Genomic DNA, 14,029 nt, shown 5'->3' on the forward strand with positions numbered 1-14,029 from the left:
AGAAAGGGGAGACCCGGAGTGACGGAGTGGGATCGGGCGTTGAATTACATCGACGGGCGCTGGGAGGAGGGGAGCAGTGGCGAATTTGCGGAAAACATCAATCCGGCGACCAACGAAGTGCTGGGTACGGTGACGCTGTCGACGACCGAGGACGTGAACAGGGCGGTACGGGCGGCCGAGGCAGCTTTTCGGAAGTGGCGGCTGGTACCCGCGCCCCGGCGGGCCCAAGTGCTGTACCGGGTGGGCGAACTCCTGAGGCAGCGCAAGGAACAGTTGGCGCGAATTCTGACTCAGGAAATGGGCAAGGTGCTCGAAGAAGCCCGCGGGGAAGTGCAGGAAGCCATCGACATGGCATTCTATATGGGCGGGGAGGGGCGCCGGCTGTTCGGGCAGACAACTCCGTCAGAGTTGCCCAACAAGATGGCGCTGAGCGTGCGCGAACCTGTGGGCGTCGTCGGCTTGATCACGCCTTGGAACTTTCCGATTGCCATTGCCTCTTGGAAGTCTCTTCCCGCCATCGTCGCGGGGAACACCGTGGTGTGGAAACCGGCGACGGAGACACCTTTCATGGCGCGAGAGTTTGTGAAAATTTATGAAGAGGCCGGGCTGCCGCCGGGCGTATTGAATCTCGTATATGGATCGGGGTCGGTGGTCGGAGAGGCGTTGGTGGAGCACCCGGGCGTCCAGGTGATCTCGTTTACCGGATCGAACGAGGTGGGCCGTTCCATTGCCGCAAAGGCCGGCGCTCGCCTCAAGCGCGTCTCGTTGGAGATGGGCGGCAAAAACGCCGTGATCGTCATGGACGACGCCAACATGTCGCTGGCGGTGGATGCGATTCTGTGGGGGGCATTCGGCACCACGGGCCAACGCTGCACTGCGACCAGCCGCGTGATCGTTCACAGGAGCGTCAAGGCGCAGTTGGAGCAAATGCTGTTGGACCGCATCCCGGGGTTACCCATCGGCAATGGTTTGGATGAACACGTTCGGATCGGCCCGGTGATCAACGCGGTCAGCCTGCGTAGGATCCATGACTATGTGCAAATTGGGCTTCAGGAGGGTGCGAGGTTGTTGACGGGAGGTCACACCGTGGAACCGTCGGGGTTGCGTGGCTTCTACTACGCGCCCACGGTGTTCACGGACGCGACCGCGGACATGCGGATTGCTCAGGAGGAGATCTTCGGGCCGGTCGTGACCTTGATTCCGGTCGACAGCCTGGAAGATGCCATCCAGGTCAACAACAGAGTCGCCTTCGGGTTGTCCAGCTCTATCTTCACGCAGGATGTCAATCGGGTGTTCACGGCGATGCGGGATCTTGACACCGGCATCGTGTACGTCAATGCCGGGACCACGGGTGCCGAAATCCACCTGCCATTTGGCGGCACCAAGGGCACTGGCAATGGGCACCGAGACTCGGGTCAAGCAGCGCTCGACGTGTTCACGGAATGGAAATCCATTTATGTGGACTTCAGCGGGACTCTGCAACGGGCGCAGATCGACGTGGGCAACGTGTGAACACCACAACACCGGCGGTTTTGGCCATCGTAAGTGGCGGTTGGACAACAAAATCGCCAATAAAAAAAGCCCGAGGCGGGCTGGTGTAGGGATGAGATACATGATGCCGGAGTCGCACAATCATCGCACGGCCGCGGCGACATGCCGCGCCATTTTTTACGCGCTCATAGCCAAGTGAGAAGACTTCTGATGCGGCATCAGCTCGATGGCCAGCGCTTTGGTCGACAGTTTGCGCACCCTGAGTTTGCGCATCAGTCGATTGAGCATCATGTACACCTCCTCGTTCGCATTCGGGGACCAATTTTAGTGTGCCATAAACGCGTCAAACTATCCACGCCGGAAGACGCGGGTCTGACGGCGAATCGTCCGTGGGCGGCCCGAGGCTCGCGTCAGGATGGACGGCGCTTGCAAAATCACACGTTTTCTTTCTGAACGTCATTGTTGCTCGGCCGCGCGTTCCACTATAATGAGGCCGCAAGCACATGGAGAGAGGTGTCCACATGCCACTTCAGGCTGGGATCGTGGGTCTGCCGAATGTCGGCAAGTCCACGTTGTTCAACGCCATCACCCGCGCGGGCGCGGAAGCGGCGAATTATCCATTTTGTACTATAGATCCAAATGTCGGTGTGGTGGAGGTGCCGGATGAACGGTTGCAAGGGCTCGCCGCCATCGTCCATCCGCGCCGAATCGTACCCACCACCTTCGAATTCGTCGACATCGCGGGTCTGGTGGCCGGCGCCAGCAGAGGCGAGGGGCTGGGGAACCAGTTTCTCGGCCACATCCGGGAAGTCGACGCCATCGTCCATGTCGTGCGCTGCTTCGAGGATGACGACATCACGCACGTCAGCGGTTCCGTCGACCCCGCGCGAGATATCGAGGTCATCGATCTCGAACTGATCCTCGCCGATCTTGAGTCTGTGCAAAGGCGCCTGGAAAAGGCACGGCGCAACATGAAGTCGGGTGAGAAACGGTTCGCGATCGAAGTGGAGGCGCTGGAGTCGCTGCAGGCGGCCCTCGAATCCGGCCGCCCAGCGCGCAGCGTGGCGCTCCCTGAGGAGGCACGGGAGGTCTTGCGCGACCTGCACCTGTTGACGACGAAACCGGTGTTGTACGCGGCCAATGTGGACGAGGCTTCCGCCGCCGACCCCGATGGGAATCCGCATGTGCAGGCGGTCCGCGCCAAGGCGGCCGCGGAAGGGGCGGAGGTCGTCGTCATCAGCGCTCAACTGGAGGCGGAGATCGCCGAATTGGAAGGGGAGGATCGCGACGCGTTCCTGCGCGACCTCGGTCTTCACGAGTCTGGCCTCGACCGGCTCATCCGCTCCGCGTACCGGCTGCTCGGGCTCATCACCTACTTCACCGCCGGGGAGCCGGAGGTGCGCGCGTGGACCATCCGACAGGGGACAAAAGCCCCGCAGGCCGCCGGCATCATACACTCGGACTTCGAGCGCGGATTCATCCGAGCCGAGGTGATCAGCTACGAAGACCTGGTCGCCGCAGGCTCCTACGCAGCTGCCCGGGAGGCCGGGAAGGTTCGGCTGGAGGGCAAAGACTATGTGGTCCGCGACGGCGACGTGATGCATTTTCGCTTCAACGTGTGAGAGTACAGCCGCGTAATCGCGGTGCGTGTCTTGTGCAACCGGGCGCATCATGGTAGTATCAGTACTTGGCATGTTTTTATCAGAGCATGCGCACCCCTTGCTCTGCCAGAAGCAGGGCCTCAGACCAAAAGGAGGTGACCGGAATGCGCCAGTATGAGACGATGTATCTCCTCAAGCCAGACCTTGAACCAGAGAAGACCGCGGAGTTGGTCGCGAAGTACAAGGCGGCCGTGACTGAGCACGGCGGTGAGATCACCCAGCTCCAGGAGATCGGAAAGCGGCGTCTGGCCTACGAGATCAATCACCATCGCGAAGGTTATTACGTGTTGATGCAGTACAACGCCAACACGGACTTTACCCGCGAGCTGGAACGCATGATGAGAATCGATGACAACGTGCTTCGGTATCTCACCGTGCGCGTAGGCGAATAGAACCGTCTGGGGGGAGTGCCCATGTTGAATCGGGTGGTACTCATCGGCAGGCTGACGCAGGACCCGGAGTTGCGCTACACCAATTCCGGAACTGCGGTGGCGTCGTTCGGATTGGCGGTGGATCGCCCGCGTCCGAACCAGGCCGGGGAACGCGAGACGGATTTCATCAACATCGTCGTCTGGCAGAAACAGGCTGAACTGTGCGCCCAGTACTTGCACAAAGGCCGTCTGGCGGCGGTGGATGGCCGCTTGCAGATCCGCACCTATGAAAACCGCGACGGCCAAAAGGTCCGCGTCGCGGAAGTGGTGGCGGAGACGGTCCGCTTCTTGGACCGGGGTGACCAGAGCGCATCTGCAGGACAGGCAGCTCCGGCGGCGCGTCCGGCACCGGCTGCCGCACCCGATCCTCGGCGGGCACCTGCCCCTCGCTTTGAAGACGATCCGTTCGCGGACGACAGTCAGATGATCGACATCTCCGATGACGATCTACCGTTCTGACCCTTTCTGCGATACTGCCGGTTTTCAGCATACGACGAGGAGGGATGGACATGCCTCGCAAAGGACGTGGCGGCAAGCGTCGTAAGGTCTGCCAGTTCTGTGTGGAGAAGATCGATCAGGCCGACTACAAGGACGTCGCGCGCCTGAGCAAGTTTCTCACCGATCGCGGTAAGATCATTCCGCGGCGCATCTCTGGGAACTGCGCGCGCCATCAGCGGCAGGTGACGGTGGCCATCAAGCGTGCGCGCCAAATGGCGTTGCTCGCCTACACGACCGAGTGAAGCGCCGGCCGGCATTTTCGGCCGGGATGCGCGAACACCATGTTGCATCTGCCCCGGAGGCGGGCGGTGATGGGCAAAAAGCGGGAGACGGTGGTCTCTCGCTTTTTGCCATACCCTGGGGCAGGATTCTTTCTGGCAGGCGTGGAATATCATCAGACAGCACAGCGAGCGGCGCGGCAGCGCCTGGCGAAAGGGGGGCTGCGCGATGTCGCAGGCGGATGGACCCATGCGGATCGCCCGGAAGCTGCGTTCCATCGAGACCGCGAAGACGGAGTTGGTGTACCAGGTGGCGGAGGTGTTCCGTGTCATCCAGAGCGGCAATGAGCGGGAGATCGCCGAATCGCTGGGCGGGGTCGTCGCCATCGCTTATTTGCTCGGCCAACAGTTGGGTGTGGACCTGGCGGGCATCGACCGCGCCGCACGCACCACATTGCCCCGTGCGCTCGGAGAAGACCCGGACCACGCGGCCGATTTCGAACATGTGCAGAGGTACCTGAGCTTCAAGTAGCTCGAGGTGAGTGGATGAACGAAGGCGGGCAATTCAGCCGCGAGGCCAGGACGGCCGCGGTGGTTTTTTTCGTCCTCCTGGGGATGACCCTGGTGCCGCCGTTCACATTGTTGACAGCTTGGCTTTTACCCGTTCCCATGATTGTCTTCTGGCGGCTCGGCCACAGGCGGGTGGCCATGGTGCTGACGGGCGTGGTCGCGTTGGCGCTGTGGGCTGGCGGTATGGGCATGGCGGGTGTATTTATGGCGCTGGGCGTCGGGTTTGTCTCCTATGTGATGGCCGAGTCCATGCGGACGGTAGAGTCCCCGTTTGCAGCGATCATCACCGGTGCGCTGGTGTTCATCATGATGGAACTGGTGGTGCTGGCGCTCATTCGTTGGAGCGGGATCGACATCTTCGACGCATTGGTGCGCGACCTCCAGGATTCCTTGCGCCAACAGCAGGGGATGATGGGGCTCGACGACGCGGCGGTGCGGACGTTGGCGGCCGACGTGGCGCAGTGGATCCGACTGATGTTCCCCGCGGTCATCAGCGTCGTCTCCGTGCTGTTGGCCGGAGTGAATCTGGTCGCGGCCCGCTGGCTGCTTCGCGACCGGATCGCGCCGAAACCGCTGTTGTCCGCAGTCCGTCTGCCGAGCTCGGTCGTTCTGGTATACGTACTATCGCTGGCCGCCGTGTTGCTTGGCTGGCCAAAGGAGACACCGTTCGGGTGGCAGTTGGTCAACAATGCCGCGTTTTTGGCGGGCTTTTTCCTCGGCGTCCAGGGTGTTTCTTTCCTCTGGCGCCGCGTGCGCGGGCGAACGGGCCAGCACCTGTGGCTGGTGTTGATGTTGGCCGGATCGTTGTTGCGGCCCGTGAGCAGCATCTATATCGTGCTCGGCGTGATCGACGTGATGAACCATTCCCGGCGGAGGCTGGGTTGACATTCGAGAGGAGGGGGTCTTGTGAAGGTCATCCTGATGGCCGACGTGAAGGGCCATGGGAAAAAGGGCGACATCGTCAACGTTTCGGAAGGCTACGCGCGCAATTTCCTCTTTCCGCGCAAGCTCGCGGTGGAGGCGAACGACGCCAATCTTCAGCAGCTGAAGGCCCAGCAGGACGCGAAGGCGCGCAAGGAGGCTCAGGAGTTGGCGGCTGCCCTCCGGCTCGCGGAACAACTCAACGACCTCAAGGTGTCCATCCCGGCCCAGGCAGGGGAAGGTGGGCGTCTGTTCGGCGCCGTGACGACGAAACACATCGGTGAGGCGTTGGCGAAATTGGGATTCGACTTGGATCGCCGCAAAATCCAATTGCCGGAACCTATCAAGGCGCTCGGCGGGTACCGCGTACAGATCAAACTCCATCCTGAGGTGACCGCCACCGTCACCGTGTTCGTCGAGCAGTCGCCCTGAGGCACCGGCAGCAGGAAGCCGTGGAAGAAGACGGGAGGCAGGTGGCTTCCATCATGGAAGCGCAGGGAACATTGCGGGAGGACGTGAAGCCGGATTGGGGTTCTGCGCCCGGGGCTGAGTTCCGGCTTCCTCCCCAACACATCGAGGCGGAACAGGCGGTGCTCGGCGCCATGTTGATCTCGCCGGACGCGGTGGCGCTGGCGACGGAGCTTCTGACGGCCGATGACTTCTACCGCAGGCCGCACCAGGTGATCTTCCAGGCCATGGCGGATCTCTACGAGCAGGGGCAACCGGTGGACGTCATCACCACCACGGCCGCGCTGCAGGCCGCCGACGGCGCGCTGGAGAGCGTCGGAGGCGCCGAGTACGTGGCGAATTTGGCGGCCGCGATGCCGACCGCGCTTCATGTCCAGCACTACGCATCCATCGTCCGGGAGAAGGCGACGCTCCGACGGGTGATTCAGGCCGCGGGCGAAATTGCGCAGCTGGCGTACAGTGCAGACTTGGCTGCGGCCGAGGTGTTGGCGGAGGCGGAACGGATCATCCTGCACTTGGCGCAAAACCAGCGCGTCCGAGATTTCACCCACATCTCCGAGGTCCTCGAGGCGACCTTTGAGAAAATAGAGCAACTCTACGAGAGCGAAGGGAAACTGACCGGTGTGCCGACCGGGTACAGCGAACTCGACCGGATGACGAGCGGGCTGCAGCGTTCGGATCTCATCATCGTCGCGGCCCGGCCTTCGGTCGGAAAGACGGCATTCGCGCTCAACATCGCGCAGAACGTGGCCGTCCGGGCGGGGTTGCCGGTGGCCATCTTCAGCCTCGAGATGTCGAAGGAACAGCTGGTTCAGCGGATGCTGTGCGCCGAGGCGTTCATCGACGGGCACAAGTTGCGCAACGGGACGCTCGACGCCGACGATTGGCCGAAGTTGTCGATGGCCGTCAGCACGCTCAGCAATGCGCCGATTTACATCGACGACACGCCAGGCATCACCGTCGCGGAGATGCGCAGCAAGCTGCGCCGCTTGAAGGCGGAGGTCGGCCTGTCGTTCGTCGTGATCGACTACCTTCAGCTGATCCACGGCAGGCGCATGGCATCGGAGAACCGCCAGCAGGAGATCTCGGACATCTCCCGCTCCCTCAAACAGTTGGCAAGGGAGTTGGACGTGCCGGTGATGGCGCTGGCGCAGCTGAGCCGGTCGGTCGAGCAGCGCCAGGATAAGCGGCCGATGCTGTCGGACATCCGTGAGTCGGGCAGCATCGAACAGGATGCGGACGTGGTCGCGTTTCTCTACCGAGACGATTACTACGATCCGGAGACGGAGAAGAAAAACGTGGTGGAGGTCCTGATTGGCAAACAGCGCAACGGCCCGACGGGCAAGGTCGAACTGGTCTTCCTGAAGAACTTCAACAAATTCGTGAATCTGGAAAGAGTGCACGGCGCGGGATGACCGGCGTGTACAGCGAGTCGTCGATCATACGCCCCGACGGGAGCCGCCGGCGCCATCAGGAGCGCTTGGCCCGTGAGCGCAGGCGGCGCCGCAAACGGCGCCGGGCCCGGCTGCGACGCCTGCGTCTGCTGCGGACGCTGCTCAGCCTGCGCTTCTGGACGCGTACAGGCGTGGCGTTCGCCGGTGTGGCTGCAGTTGCGTTCTGGGCGAAGTTTGCCTTCGTCTACGACATCCCGGATTATGCTCAGCAGGGCGTGCTCACCGGGGTCAGGGCGTACGTCACGGTCAAACCGTGGTGGTTTGGCCCGCCCCTGTTTGACCTGGGCGCCTATGGCCCGCCTGCGTCCGATCCCGGCTTGTGGGAAGCCAATCCATGGCAGCGGATGGTCAGCCAACTCGGTCGGTACCAGGACGTCGTGGTGCATCCGGAGATTGTGTGGGTCGAAAAATCCCCGTGATCTCAGGTGTATCCTCCGCAGTCCTTGATGATGTTCACCACCTGTTCCACCTGCGCCTCCGGACAGACCACCGTCAGCAGGAAGTTTCGCCCGGTGACGTTGTCCGCGCCGTCCGTCATGCCGCTGGCCGCGGGATCGGCTGCCAACAGCACACCGGCGTCGCGTGAAGACGGGTCCGTGTTCAGCGTCAATGACGCCAGACTCGGAATCTTGCCACTGATGGGAAACGCTCGCCTGTCCGGCATGTCTCCGGGGTACGCGTGCAGTTCGGAAACCTGCGTCGCCTCGATGCCGAGCGACTGGATCTGTCTTTCCGCCCGCTTGGCATCCGCTTCACTGTAGAACGAGGACAAAACCGTACGTTCCGCCATGTGACCACCTCCGGCTTGGTCCCTAGTGTGGACGATCACACGCCCGCTCATGCCACCGCCAGGCGAGCGGCAAGGGAGGGATGCACCGTGGCCACCATCCTCGTGGTGGAAGACGAGGAGCCGATTGCGAACATTCTTAAATACTCCCTAGAACGGGAGGGGTACCAGGTGCACACCGCCCTGGATGGGGCGGAAGCGGTGCGGCTGGCGCGCCGGATCCATCCGCACCTGATCCTGCTCGACGTGATGTTGCCTGAAAAGGATGGGTTTGAGGTCTGCCGCGAGATTCGGTCGTTCAGCACCGCACCGGTCATCATGCTCACCGCTCGCAACGCGGAGGTCGACAAGGTGCTTGGACTGGAACTCGGTGCGGACGACTACGTCACCAAACCATTCAGTACGCGGGAACTGCTCGCGCGCATCAAGGCCAATCTGCGCCGCACCGCATTGGAGGAGGTGGCCCAGCCCGACGGGGCGCGAGGTCACCTGCACCTCCGTGACGTGATCATCGATCTCGACACGTACACCGTGTCCAAGCGGGGGCGCATCATCCCGCTGACGCACAGGGAGTTCGAATTGCTCTCGTTCCTCGCCTCTCACCCCGGCGTGGTCTTCACGCGCGAACAGCTGTTGCGTCAGGTGTGGGGCAGTGCGTACGGCGGCGACGAACGCACCGTCGACGTCACGATCCGGCGCCTGCGCGAAAAGCTGGAGGATGATCCGAGCAACCCGGTGTACGTGTTGACCAGGCGGGGTGTGGGGTACTTTGCCACGCGGTAGCGGTATTGCGCGCAGCATCCGAACCAAGCTGGTGGTCCTCTTTGTGCTCCTGATCCTGTTCGCGCTGGAGCTCATCGGGGCGTACTTCGTGCGCGCCCTGACCGCGTCCTTGATTCGGACCAACACGGAGGCCGTTCAGAACCAGGCTCAGCTCACCGCCACCATCGTCGCGCCCGAGCTCGACGCCCAGGATCGCAAGCCAGGTGACACTCCGTCCTTGCTCGGGTCGCTGCCGCGTCTGTTCAACGGGGCGGTGTACGTCCTCGATCCCCAGGGCGTGGTCAAGGACACCACCGCCGGAAGCGCGCTCATTGGGCAGAAACGAGTGGATTCGGTGGCCACCCAGGCCCTGGTCGAGCGCAAGACGACCACGGCCATCCGGTTCGATCCGTTGACACAACAGCACCTGCTCGCCGTCGCGGTGCCCGTGTTTCGGCAGCGGCAGTTCGCGGGCATCGTCGAAAACGTCGTGCCCATCCAATCGACCTATGACACCATTCGCCAAGTGACGACCATCTACTACACCTCGAGTGTCCTGGTCCTCGTCCTCACCGCATTGCTCGGCATCGCGCTCTCGCGCACGTTGACCGGCCACGTGGTGGCGGTCACCCGCCAGGCGCGCAAGTTGGCGTCAGGCGATTACAGCCAGCGCTTGGACGTAAAGAGCGACGACGAGATCGGGGACTTGGCGGCTGCCATCAACGACCTGACGGATAAATTGGAGGATGCCATCGCGGCCAACGCCCGCGAACGGGATCGCCTGCAGGCGATCCTCAAGTACATGGGAGACGGTGTCGTGGCCTTTGACGCCCACCTGCAGCCGTTATTCGAAAACGACGCCGCGCAGCGCCTTCTGTCCGGGGTGGCGAAGCACGATGTGGCCGAGGTGCTCGGCATTCCGAGTCCGCTGCCGGATGAGGCGGGCGAGCGGATGTACATTCGGGAGTTTGATGACGCACTCATCCACGTGCATGTGACCGCCATCCGCCGACACGGCGCCATCGACGGTTACGTAGCGCTCATCCGCGACGTCACCCGTGAGGAGAAACTGCAGCGGGCGCGGCGCGATTTCGTGGCGAATGTGTCTCATGAGCTGAGGACGCCCTTGACGACCATCAAGTCGTACGTGGAGGCGCTGTTGATGAACGAGCAGGATCCAGAGACGCGGGAACAGTTTCTGCACGTGGTGGAGCATGAGGCAGACCGCATGGTCCGGTTGACCGAGGACCTGCTGCAATTGTCGGGCTTGGAGTCGGGTGAACGTTCGTACCAGGAGGTGCAGGTGGACATCGTCCAGTGGCTGGACCGAGCCGAGCGGCGCTTCGCTTTGTCGGCCCAGTCCCAAGGCGTCCGGCTTCAGGTGGAGGCCCGCGCGCGCGGCTGCCTGTGGGGAGACGCGGATCTCCTGGACCGACTGCTCGACAATTTGGTCAGCAATGCCCTTCAATACACCCCCAGCGGTGGAAGTGTGACCGTTCGCGCCGAACGGGACGGCGGTTGTCTGCGGCTCACCGTCGCAGACACCGGCATCGGCATTCCGGCGGAGGACCTGCCGCACGTCTTTGAACGGTTCTACCGCGTGGACAAGGCTCGCTCGCGGCGCAGGGGAGGTACGGGGCTCGGCTTGGCGCTGGCACGCGAGATCGCGGAGCGGCACGGAGGCAGGATTCGAATCGACAGCCGCGTCGGCGAAGGCACCACCGTGGTGGTGTCCCTCCCGTTGGAGGAGGGGGGATGCTTGTGACCAGGTCGAGATTCAAAACCGCGTTGCTGGCGGTGTTGGTGGTCCTGAGCGTGGTCCTCAGCTATCTGTTGTGGAGCGGGCGTTGGCAGCAGACGAGCGAGGTCGCGTACAGCGAGGGGGATACCCTGACGAACGCGGACGATCCCCGTCTGGAGACGGCGCTCTCCCCCATCCGCTGGGTCTTCATGATCCCCAAGCCCGAGCGGGTCTCCGTCGCTGTCCCCGGCAGCGCCGCGTACACGCGTTGGCAGGAACTGCTCCGTACTGCACGCGTGGAGAATCTGCATCCGCTCTCCGCTGCGCCCCAGACCAGCGGCATGGCGGCGCGCGTCGAATTCGGGACCGCGTTGCCGTTTCGCATCCTGTCCTATTGGATGCCTGGGCTCAGCAGCCTGGGCATGCTCGGTGCAGCGCAGACGGTGACCTTCTACACTCCGCCCTCCGGAAAACCGGTCCGGCTGTTGCTGGCGAACGGCTCGAGCGTGTACGGAGCGGACACGGATGTCGATCCCGCGGCCTTCCAGAAAGACCTGGAGGCGGCGGTGGCAGGGCACGAGTGGATGGCATGGAATGACTCGGCGGGCAGCTACATCCCGCGCGCCGGGCAGCACATGCGTACGTTCAGCGTCCGCTGGCAAGCGGCGCAGACCATCCCGCTGGTGCACTCGTTTTTCGTAAATCCAATGGCGCTCACCCGGATTGACGAAGGTCCGCACACGGTGCTGTGGACCGACGGCAGCCGAGTCGTGTGGTGGGACCAAGGGAACAACACCCTCTCGTACACCGATCCGAATCCGCCTCCGGCGACGGGCGGAAACATTCAGGACATCTCGATGGTCCTGCAATATGTGCGTGGCCACGGCGGTGCCGAGCCGTTCTGCGTGATCGACAGCAGCGATGCGATGGGGGAGACCGACGTCTACGAGATGCACCCTTATGTGGACGGATTTCCGGTCCTCACCGCCCGGGCAGCCAGTGAACTGGAATTGCAAGGCGGACGCGTCGTCTCCTACCGGCGGCCGCTGGCGAATCTGGACACCCCGAAGCCCGAGGGGACGGTCACCACCATGGGGGCTGACGGGCTGCAGAAGGTGTTGCGCAATCTGATGCCGACCACACCCGTGAATACCCTGGAAGTGCGGCTCGGCTACGCACTCTCTTCTGCCGCGAGCGGAGAGGCGCGGCTTGTGCCGGCTTTCTTCGTCACCCAGAGCGGACTATCCCTGTGGGTGATCGACGCGGTCAATGGACGGGTGCTGCAGGGGATGGGAGCGCAATGAATTGGGAAGTGGCGAAAAACTGGCTGTTGGCGGCGTTTCTGTTGCTCGATCTATTCCTCGGCTGGCAGGTGTATGAGAGCCGGCGGGAGATGCTGGGCTACGTGGCTTCCGCCTCCGATCGACTGGCCAACACGAAGACCATCCTGTCGGAGCACGGGTTCATCCTGGATACGACCGTTCCCTCGGAACATCCGAACATGGCATTCGTCCGCGCGGAATTTGCCAGCGTCTCTCTGGCGGATCTGGGGCGGGCGGCGTTCCCCGAGTCGAAGGCGCTGCAGATCGATGAGCAGGCCGGCATGGTGCGCTGCGCCCAAGGGGAGATCCATACCCTCGGCCAAGGGCAGTGGCAGGTCAACTACGCCACCCCTGTGCCGTTTTCAGACCAAGGCCTGTCCGGCCTGCCGGGGGTGGGGCAGGCCGGACAGTACCAGCCGGACACCGGGCGCACGCCGGCCAACCCGGCCGGGAAAGCGGGCGGCCCCGCGAACGGAATCCGTATGTTCGCGCAGACTGCCGCGGGTTTCCCGGTGTTCGACGCGGAGGTGCAGGTCGATGTGGCGGCGGGCCGCGCCACCGGATTCACGCAGACAGCGCTGACAGGCATCGCCCCCGTGGGCGACGCCAAGCCGACCATCAGCGCGATGGACGCGTTGGACAGTCTGGCCAGCGCGGTGGACAAATCGAGCAACGGGACGGATAATAAAATTCTGAGTGTAACCCTGGGGTATGTGCACAAGGTCACCAAATCGCCGGCGGGCGCACAGGAGATGCCTGCTCCAAATTACTGGTTCCCGGCCTGGCGGGTCGTCACCACTCGTCAAACCTACTATATCAACGCATTTACGGGCGAGGTCGCCACGGAATCGTAGGCTTCGCCCGCGTTTACGGGAGGACGCCGTGTTACAGTTCAGCATCCTGGCCAGCGGCAGTTCTGGCAACGCCGTATACATACAGAGTGAGACCACGCGTCTCCTGCTCGACGCTGGAATCAGCGCCCGGCAAATCCGGGATCGCATGCGCGCGGCGGGCGCCGATGCCTTCTACGACCTCGACGCGCTGCTGCTGACTCACGAGCATGTCGATCACGTTCGCGGCTTTCAACAGGTGGTCAAACAGACGGAAGCGCGCGTGTACGCGACGGAGGGTACCTGGCACCACGTGGCCCGCGAAGTGGCGGATCACATGCCGGCGGAACGGCACCACACCGTGCGACCAGGGGAGCCCTTCACCATCGGGGATATCCGAGTGACGCCTTTCGCCGTCTCCCACGACGCCGAAGAGCCGGTGGCATACCGGTTCGACGCGGGCGGGTCCGCGCTGACCGTGCTGACCGACCTCGGTTACGTGAGCGACGCCATCAAATCCGTTGTCCAGGGATGCCAGACGTACGTCTGGGAGGCCAACCACGACGTCGAGATGCTGCGCACCGGGCGCTATCCATGGCACCTCAAGCGGCGCATCCTCGGGGACAAAGGCCACTTGTCCAACGAAGACGCGGCCGTGGCGTTGGCGGACATCGTCGGCGACAGTGCCATCGACGTGTATCTGGCCCATCTCAGCGAGGAGAATAACCTGCCTGATCTGGCGGAGCTCACGGTCCACACCATTCTGAAAGAATGCCGTCCCTTGTATGGCGAACTGGTCCGTCTGCACCGAACGAGCCGGACCCATCCGACCCCGTTGACAGCCCTGTGATGGTGTACGTAAGTCTGGCTGGACG

16 protein-coding genes are annotated in these 14,029 nt (G+C 63.1%); 15 read left to right on the forward strand and 1 reads right to left on the reverse strand.

The features are described from left to right. The first annotated feature begins 18 nt into the window (after positions 1-18). The 10 genes from N687_RS0112620 to N687_RS0112670 all read left to right on the forward strand — a co-directional run bounded on the left by N687_RS0112620 (position 19) and on the right by N687_RS0112670 (position 8,131). Positions 19-1,512 (forward strand): aldehyde dehydrogenase family protein, encoded by a 1,494-nt coding sequence (locus tag N687_RS0112620; RefSeq protein ID WP_029422186.1) that lies wholly within the window; start codon positions 19-21, stop codon positions 1,510-1,512. Between the two features lie 500 nt (positions 1,513-2,012). Continuing rightward, positions 2,013-3,113: a redox-regulated ATPase YchF gene (gene ychF / locus N687_RS0112630; RefSeq protein WP_029422187.1), complete on the forward strand. Its 1,101-nt coding sequence runs from the start codon at positions 2,013-2,015 to the stop codon at positions 3,111-3,113. A gap of 143 nt (positions 3,114-3,256) precedes the next feature. Next, a complete protein-coding gene (rpsF, locus tag N687_RS0112635) occupies positions 3,257-3,544 on the forward strand; it encodes a 30S ribosomal protein S6 (protein ID WP_029422188.1) in 288 nt (95 codons plus the stop codon). A gap of 21 nt (positions 3,545-3,565) precedes the next feature. Then, entirely contained in the window at positions 3,566-4,042 is a 477-nt protein-coding gene (locus N687_RS0112640) for a single-stranded DNA-binding protein (RefSeq protein WP_029422189.1), read from the forward strand. A 50-nt stretch (positions 4,043-4,092) separates the two neighbouring features. Continuing rightward, on the forward strand, positions 4,093-4,323 hold the full coding sequence (rpsR, locus tag N687_RS0112645; protein ID WP_029422190.1) for a 30S ribosomal protein S18: 231 nt from the start codon (positions 4,093-4,095) through the stop codon (positions 4,321-4,323). A gap of 205 nt (positions 4,324-4,528) precedes the next feature. Continuing rightward, positions 4,529-4,831 (forward strand): MazG-like family protein, encoded by a 303-nt coding sequence (locus N687_RS0112650; protein ID WP_029422191.1) that lies wholly within the window; start codon positions 4,529-4,531, stop codon positions 4,829-4,831. Positions 4,832-4,845: 14 nt separating this feature from the next. Then, positions 4,846-5,754, forward strand: a complete 909-nt coding sequence (locus N687_RS0112655; RefSeq protein ID WP_029422192.1) for a DUF2232 domain-containing protein — start codon at positions 4,846-4,848, stop codon at positions 5,752-5,754. A gap of 21 nt (positions 5,755-5,775) precedes the next feature. After that, entirely contained in the window at positions 5,776-6,222 is a 447-nt protein-coding gene (gene rplI, locus N687_RS0112660; RefSeq protein ID WP_029422193.1) for a 50S ribosomal protein L9, read from the forward strand. A 53-nt stretch (positions 6,223-6,275) separates the two neighbouring features. Continuing rightward, positions 6,276-7,673: a replicative DNA helicase gene (gene dnaB, locus N687_RS0112665; RefSeq protein WP_081841694.1), complete on the forward strand. Its 1,398-nt coding sequence runs from the start codon at positions 6,276-6,278 to the stop codon at positions 7,671-7,673. 5 nt (positions 7,674-7,678) lie between these two features. Beyond that, positions 7,679-8,131, forward strand: a complete 453-nt coding sequence (locus N687_RS0112670; RefSeq protein ID WP_197029282.1) for a hypothetical protein — start codon at positions 7,679-7,681, stop codon at positions 8,129-8,131. 2 nt (positions 8,132-8,133) lie between these two features. Here the strand turns inward: N687_RS0112670 and N687_RS0112675 are convergent, their stop codons facing one another. Further along, positions 8,134-8,502 (reverse strand): hypothetical protein, encoded by a 369-nt coding sequence (locus N687_RS0112675; RefSeq protein WP_029422196.1) that lies wholly within the window; start codon positions 8,500-8,502, stop codon positions 8,134-8,136. An 87-nt stretch (positions 8,503-8,589) separates the two neighbouring features. On the opposite strand from N687_RS0112675, the gene N687_RS0112680 reads away from it, so the two are divergent. The 5 genes from N687_RS0112680 to N687_RS0112700 are packed head-to-tail and all read left to right on the forward strand — an operon-like array spanning position 8,590 to position 14,004. Then, positions 8,590-9,282: a response regulator gene (locus tag N687_RS0112680; protein ID WP_029422197.1), complete on the forward strand. Its 693-nt coding sequence runs from the start codon at positions 8,590-8,592 to the stop codon at positions 9,280-9,282. After that, positions 9,269-11,026 carry an ATP-binding protein gene (locus N687_RS0112685; RefSeq protein WP_231493469.1) on the forward strand — a complete coding sequence of 586 codons (1,758 nt, stop codon included), beginning with the start codon at positions 9,269-9,271 and terminating at the stop codon, positions 11,024-11,026. Before N687_RS0112680 ends, N687_RS0112685 begins: the two co-directional genes overlap by 14 nt. After that, on the forward strand, positions 11,023-12,306 hold the full coding sequence (gene yycH, locus N687_RS0112690) for a two-component system activity regulator YycH (RefSeq protein ID WP_035462252.1): 1,284 nt from the start codon (positions 11,023-11,025) through the stop codon (positions 12,304-12,306). The genes N687_RS0112685 and yycH overlap by 4 nt, the downstream gene beginning before the upstream one ends. Further along, positions 12,303-13,178, forward strand: coding sequence for a two-component system regulatory protein YycI (gene yycI, locus N687_RS24805; protein ID WP_029422200.1), 876 nt, complete (start codon positions 12,303-12,305; stop codon positions 13,176-13,178). The genes yycH and yycI overlap by 4 nt, the downstream gene beginning before the upstream one ends. A gap of 28 nt (positions 13,179-13,206) precedes the next feature. Next, entirely contained in the window at positions 13,207-14,004 is a 798-nt protein-coding gene (locus N687_RS0112700) for an MBL fold metallo-hydrolase (RefSeq protein WP_029422201.1), read from the forward strand. Positions 14,005-14,029 lie beyond the last annotated feature (25 nt).

The organism is Alicyclobacillus macrosporangiidus CPP55 (assembly GCF_000702485.1).
GTDB lineage: Bacteria > Bacillota > Bacilli > Alicyclobacillales > Alicyclobacillaceae > Alicyclobacillus_H > Alicyclobacillus_H macrosporangiidus_B.

Bases quoted from the DNA above. Each gene is read 5' to 3' on its own strand.
- N687_RS0112675 (WP_029422196.1), bottom strand. From the start codon at position 8,502: ATGGCGGAACGTACGGTTTTGTCCTCGTTCTACAGTGAAGCGGATGCC.
- dnaB (WP_081841694.1), top strand. From the start codon at position 6,276: ATGGAAGCGCAGGGAACATTGCGGGAGGACGTGAAGCCGGATTGGGGT.
- N687_RS0112640 (WP_029422189.1), top strand. From the start codon at position 3,566: ATGTTGAATCGGGTGGTACTCATCGGCAGGCTGACGCAGGACCCGGAG.
- N687_RS0112650 (WP_029422191.1), top strand. From the start codon at position 4,529: ATGTCGCAGGCGGATGGACCCATGCGGATCGCCCGGAAGCTGCGTTCC.
- yycI (WP_029422200.1), top strand. From the start codon at position 12,303: ATGAATTGGGAAGTGGCGAAAAACTGGCTGTTGGCGGCGTTTCTGTTG.
- N687_RS0112655 (WP_029422192.1), top strand. From the start codon at position 4,846: ATGAACGAAGGCGGGCAATTCAGCCGCGAGGCCAGGACGGCCGCGGTG.
- ychF (WP_029422187.1), top strand. From the start codon at position 2,013: ATGCCACTTCAGGCTGGGATCGTGGGTCTGCCGAATGTCGGCAAGTCC.
- rpsR (WP_029422190.1), top strand. From the start codon at position 4,093: ATGCCTCGCAAAGGACGTGGCGGCAAGCGTCGTAAGGTCTGCCAGTTC.
- rpsF (WP_029422188.1), top strand. From the start codon at position 3,257: ATGCGCCAGTATGAGACGATGTATCTCCTCAAGCCAGACCTTGAACCA.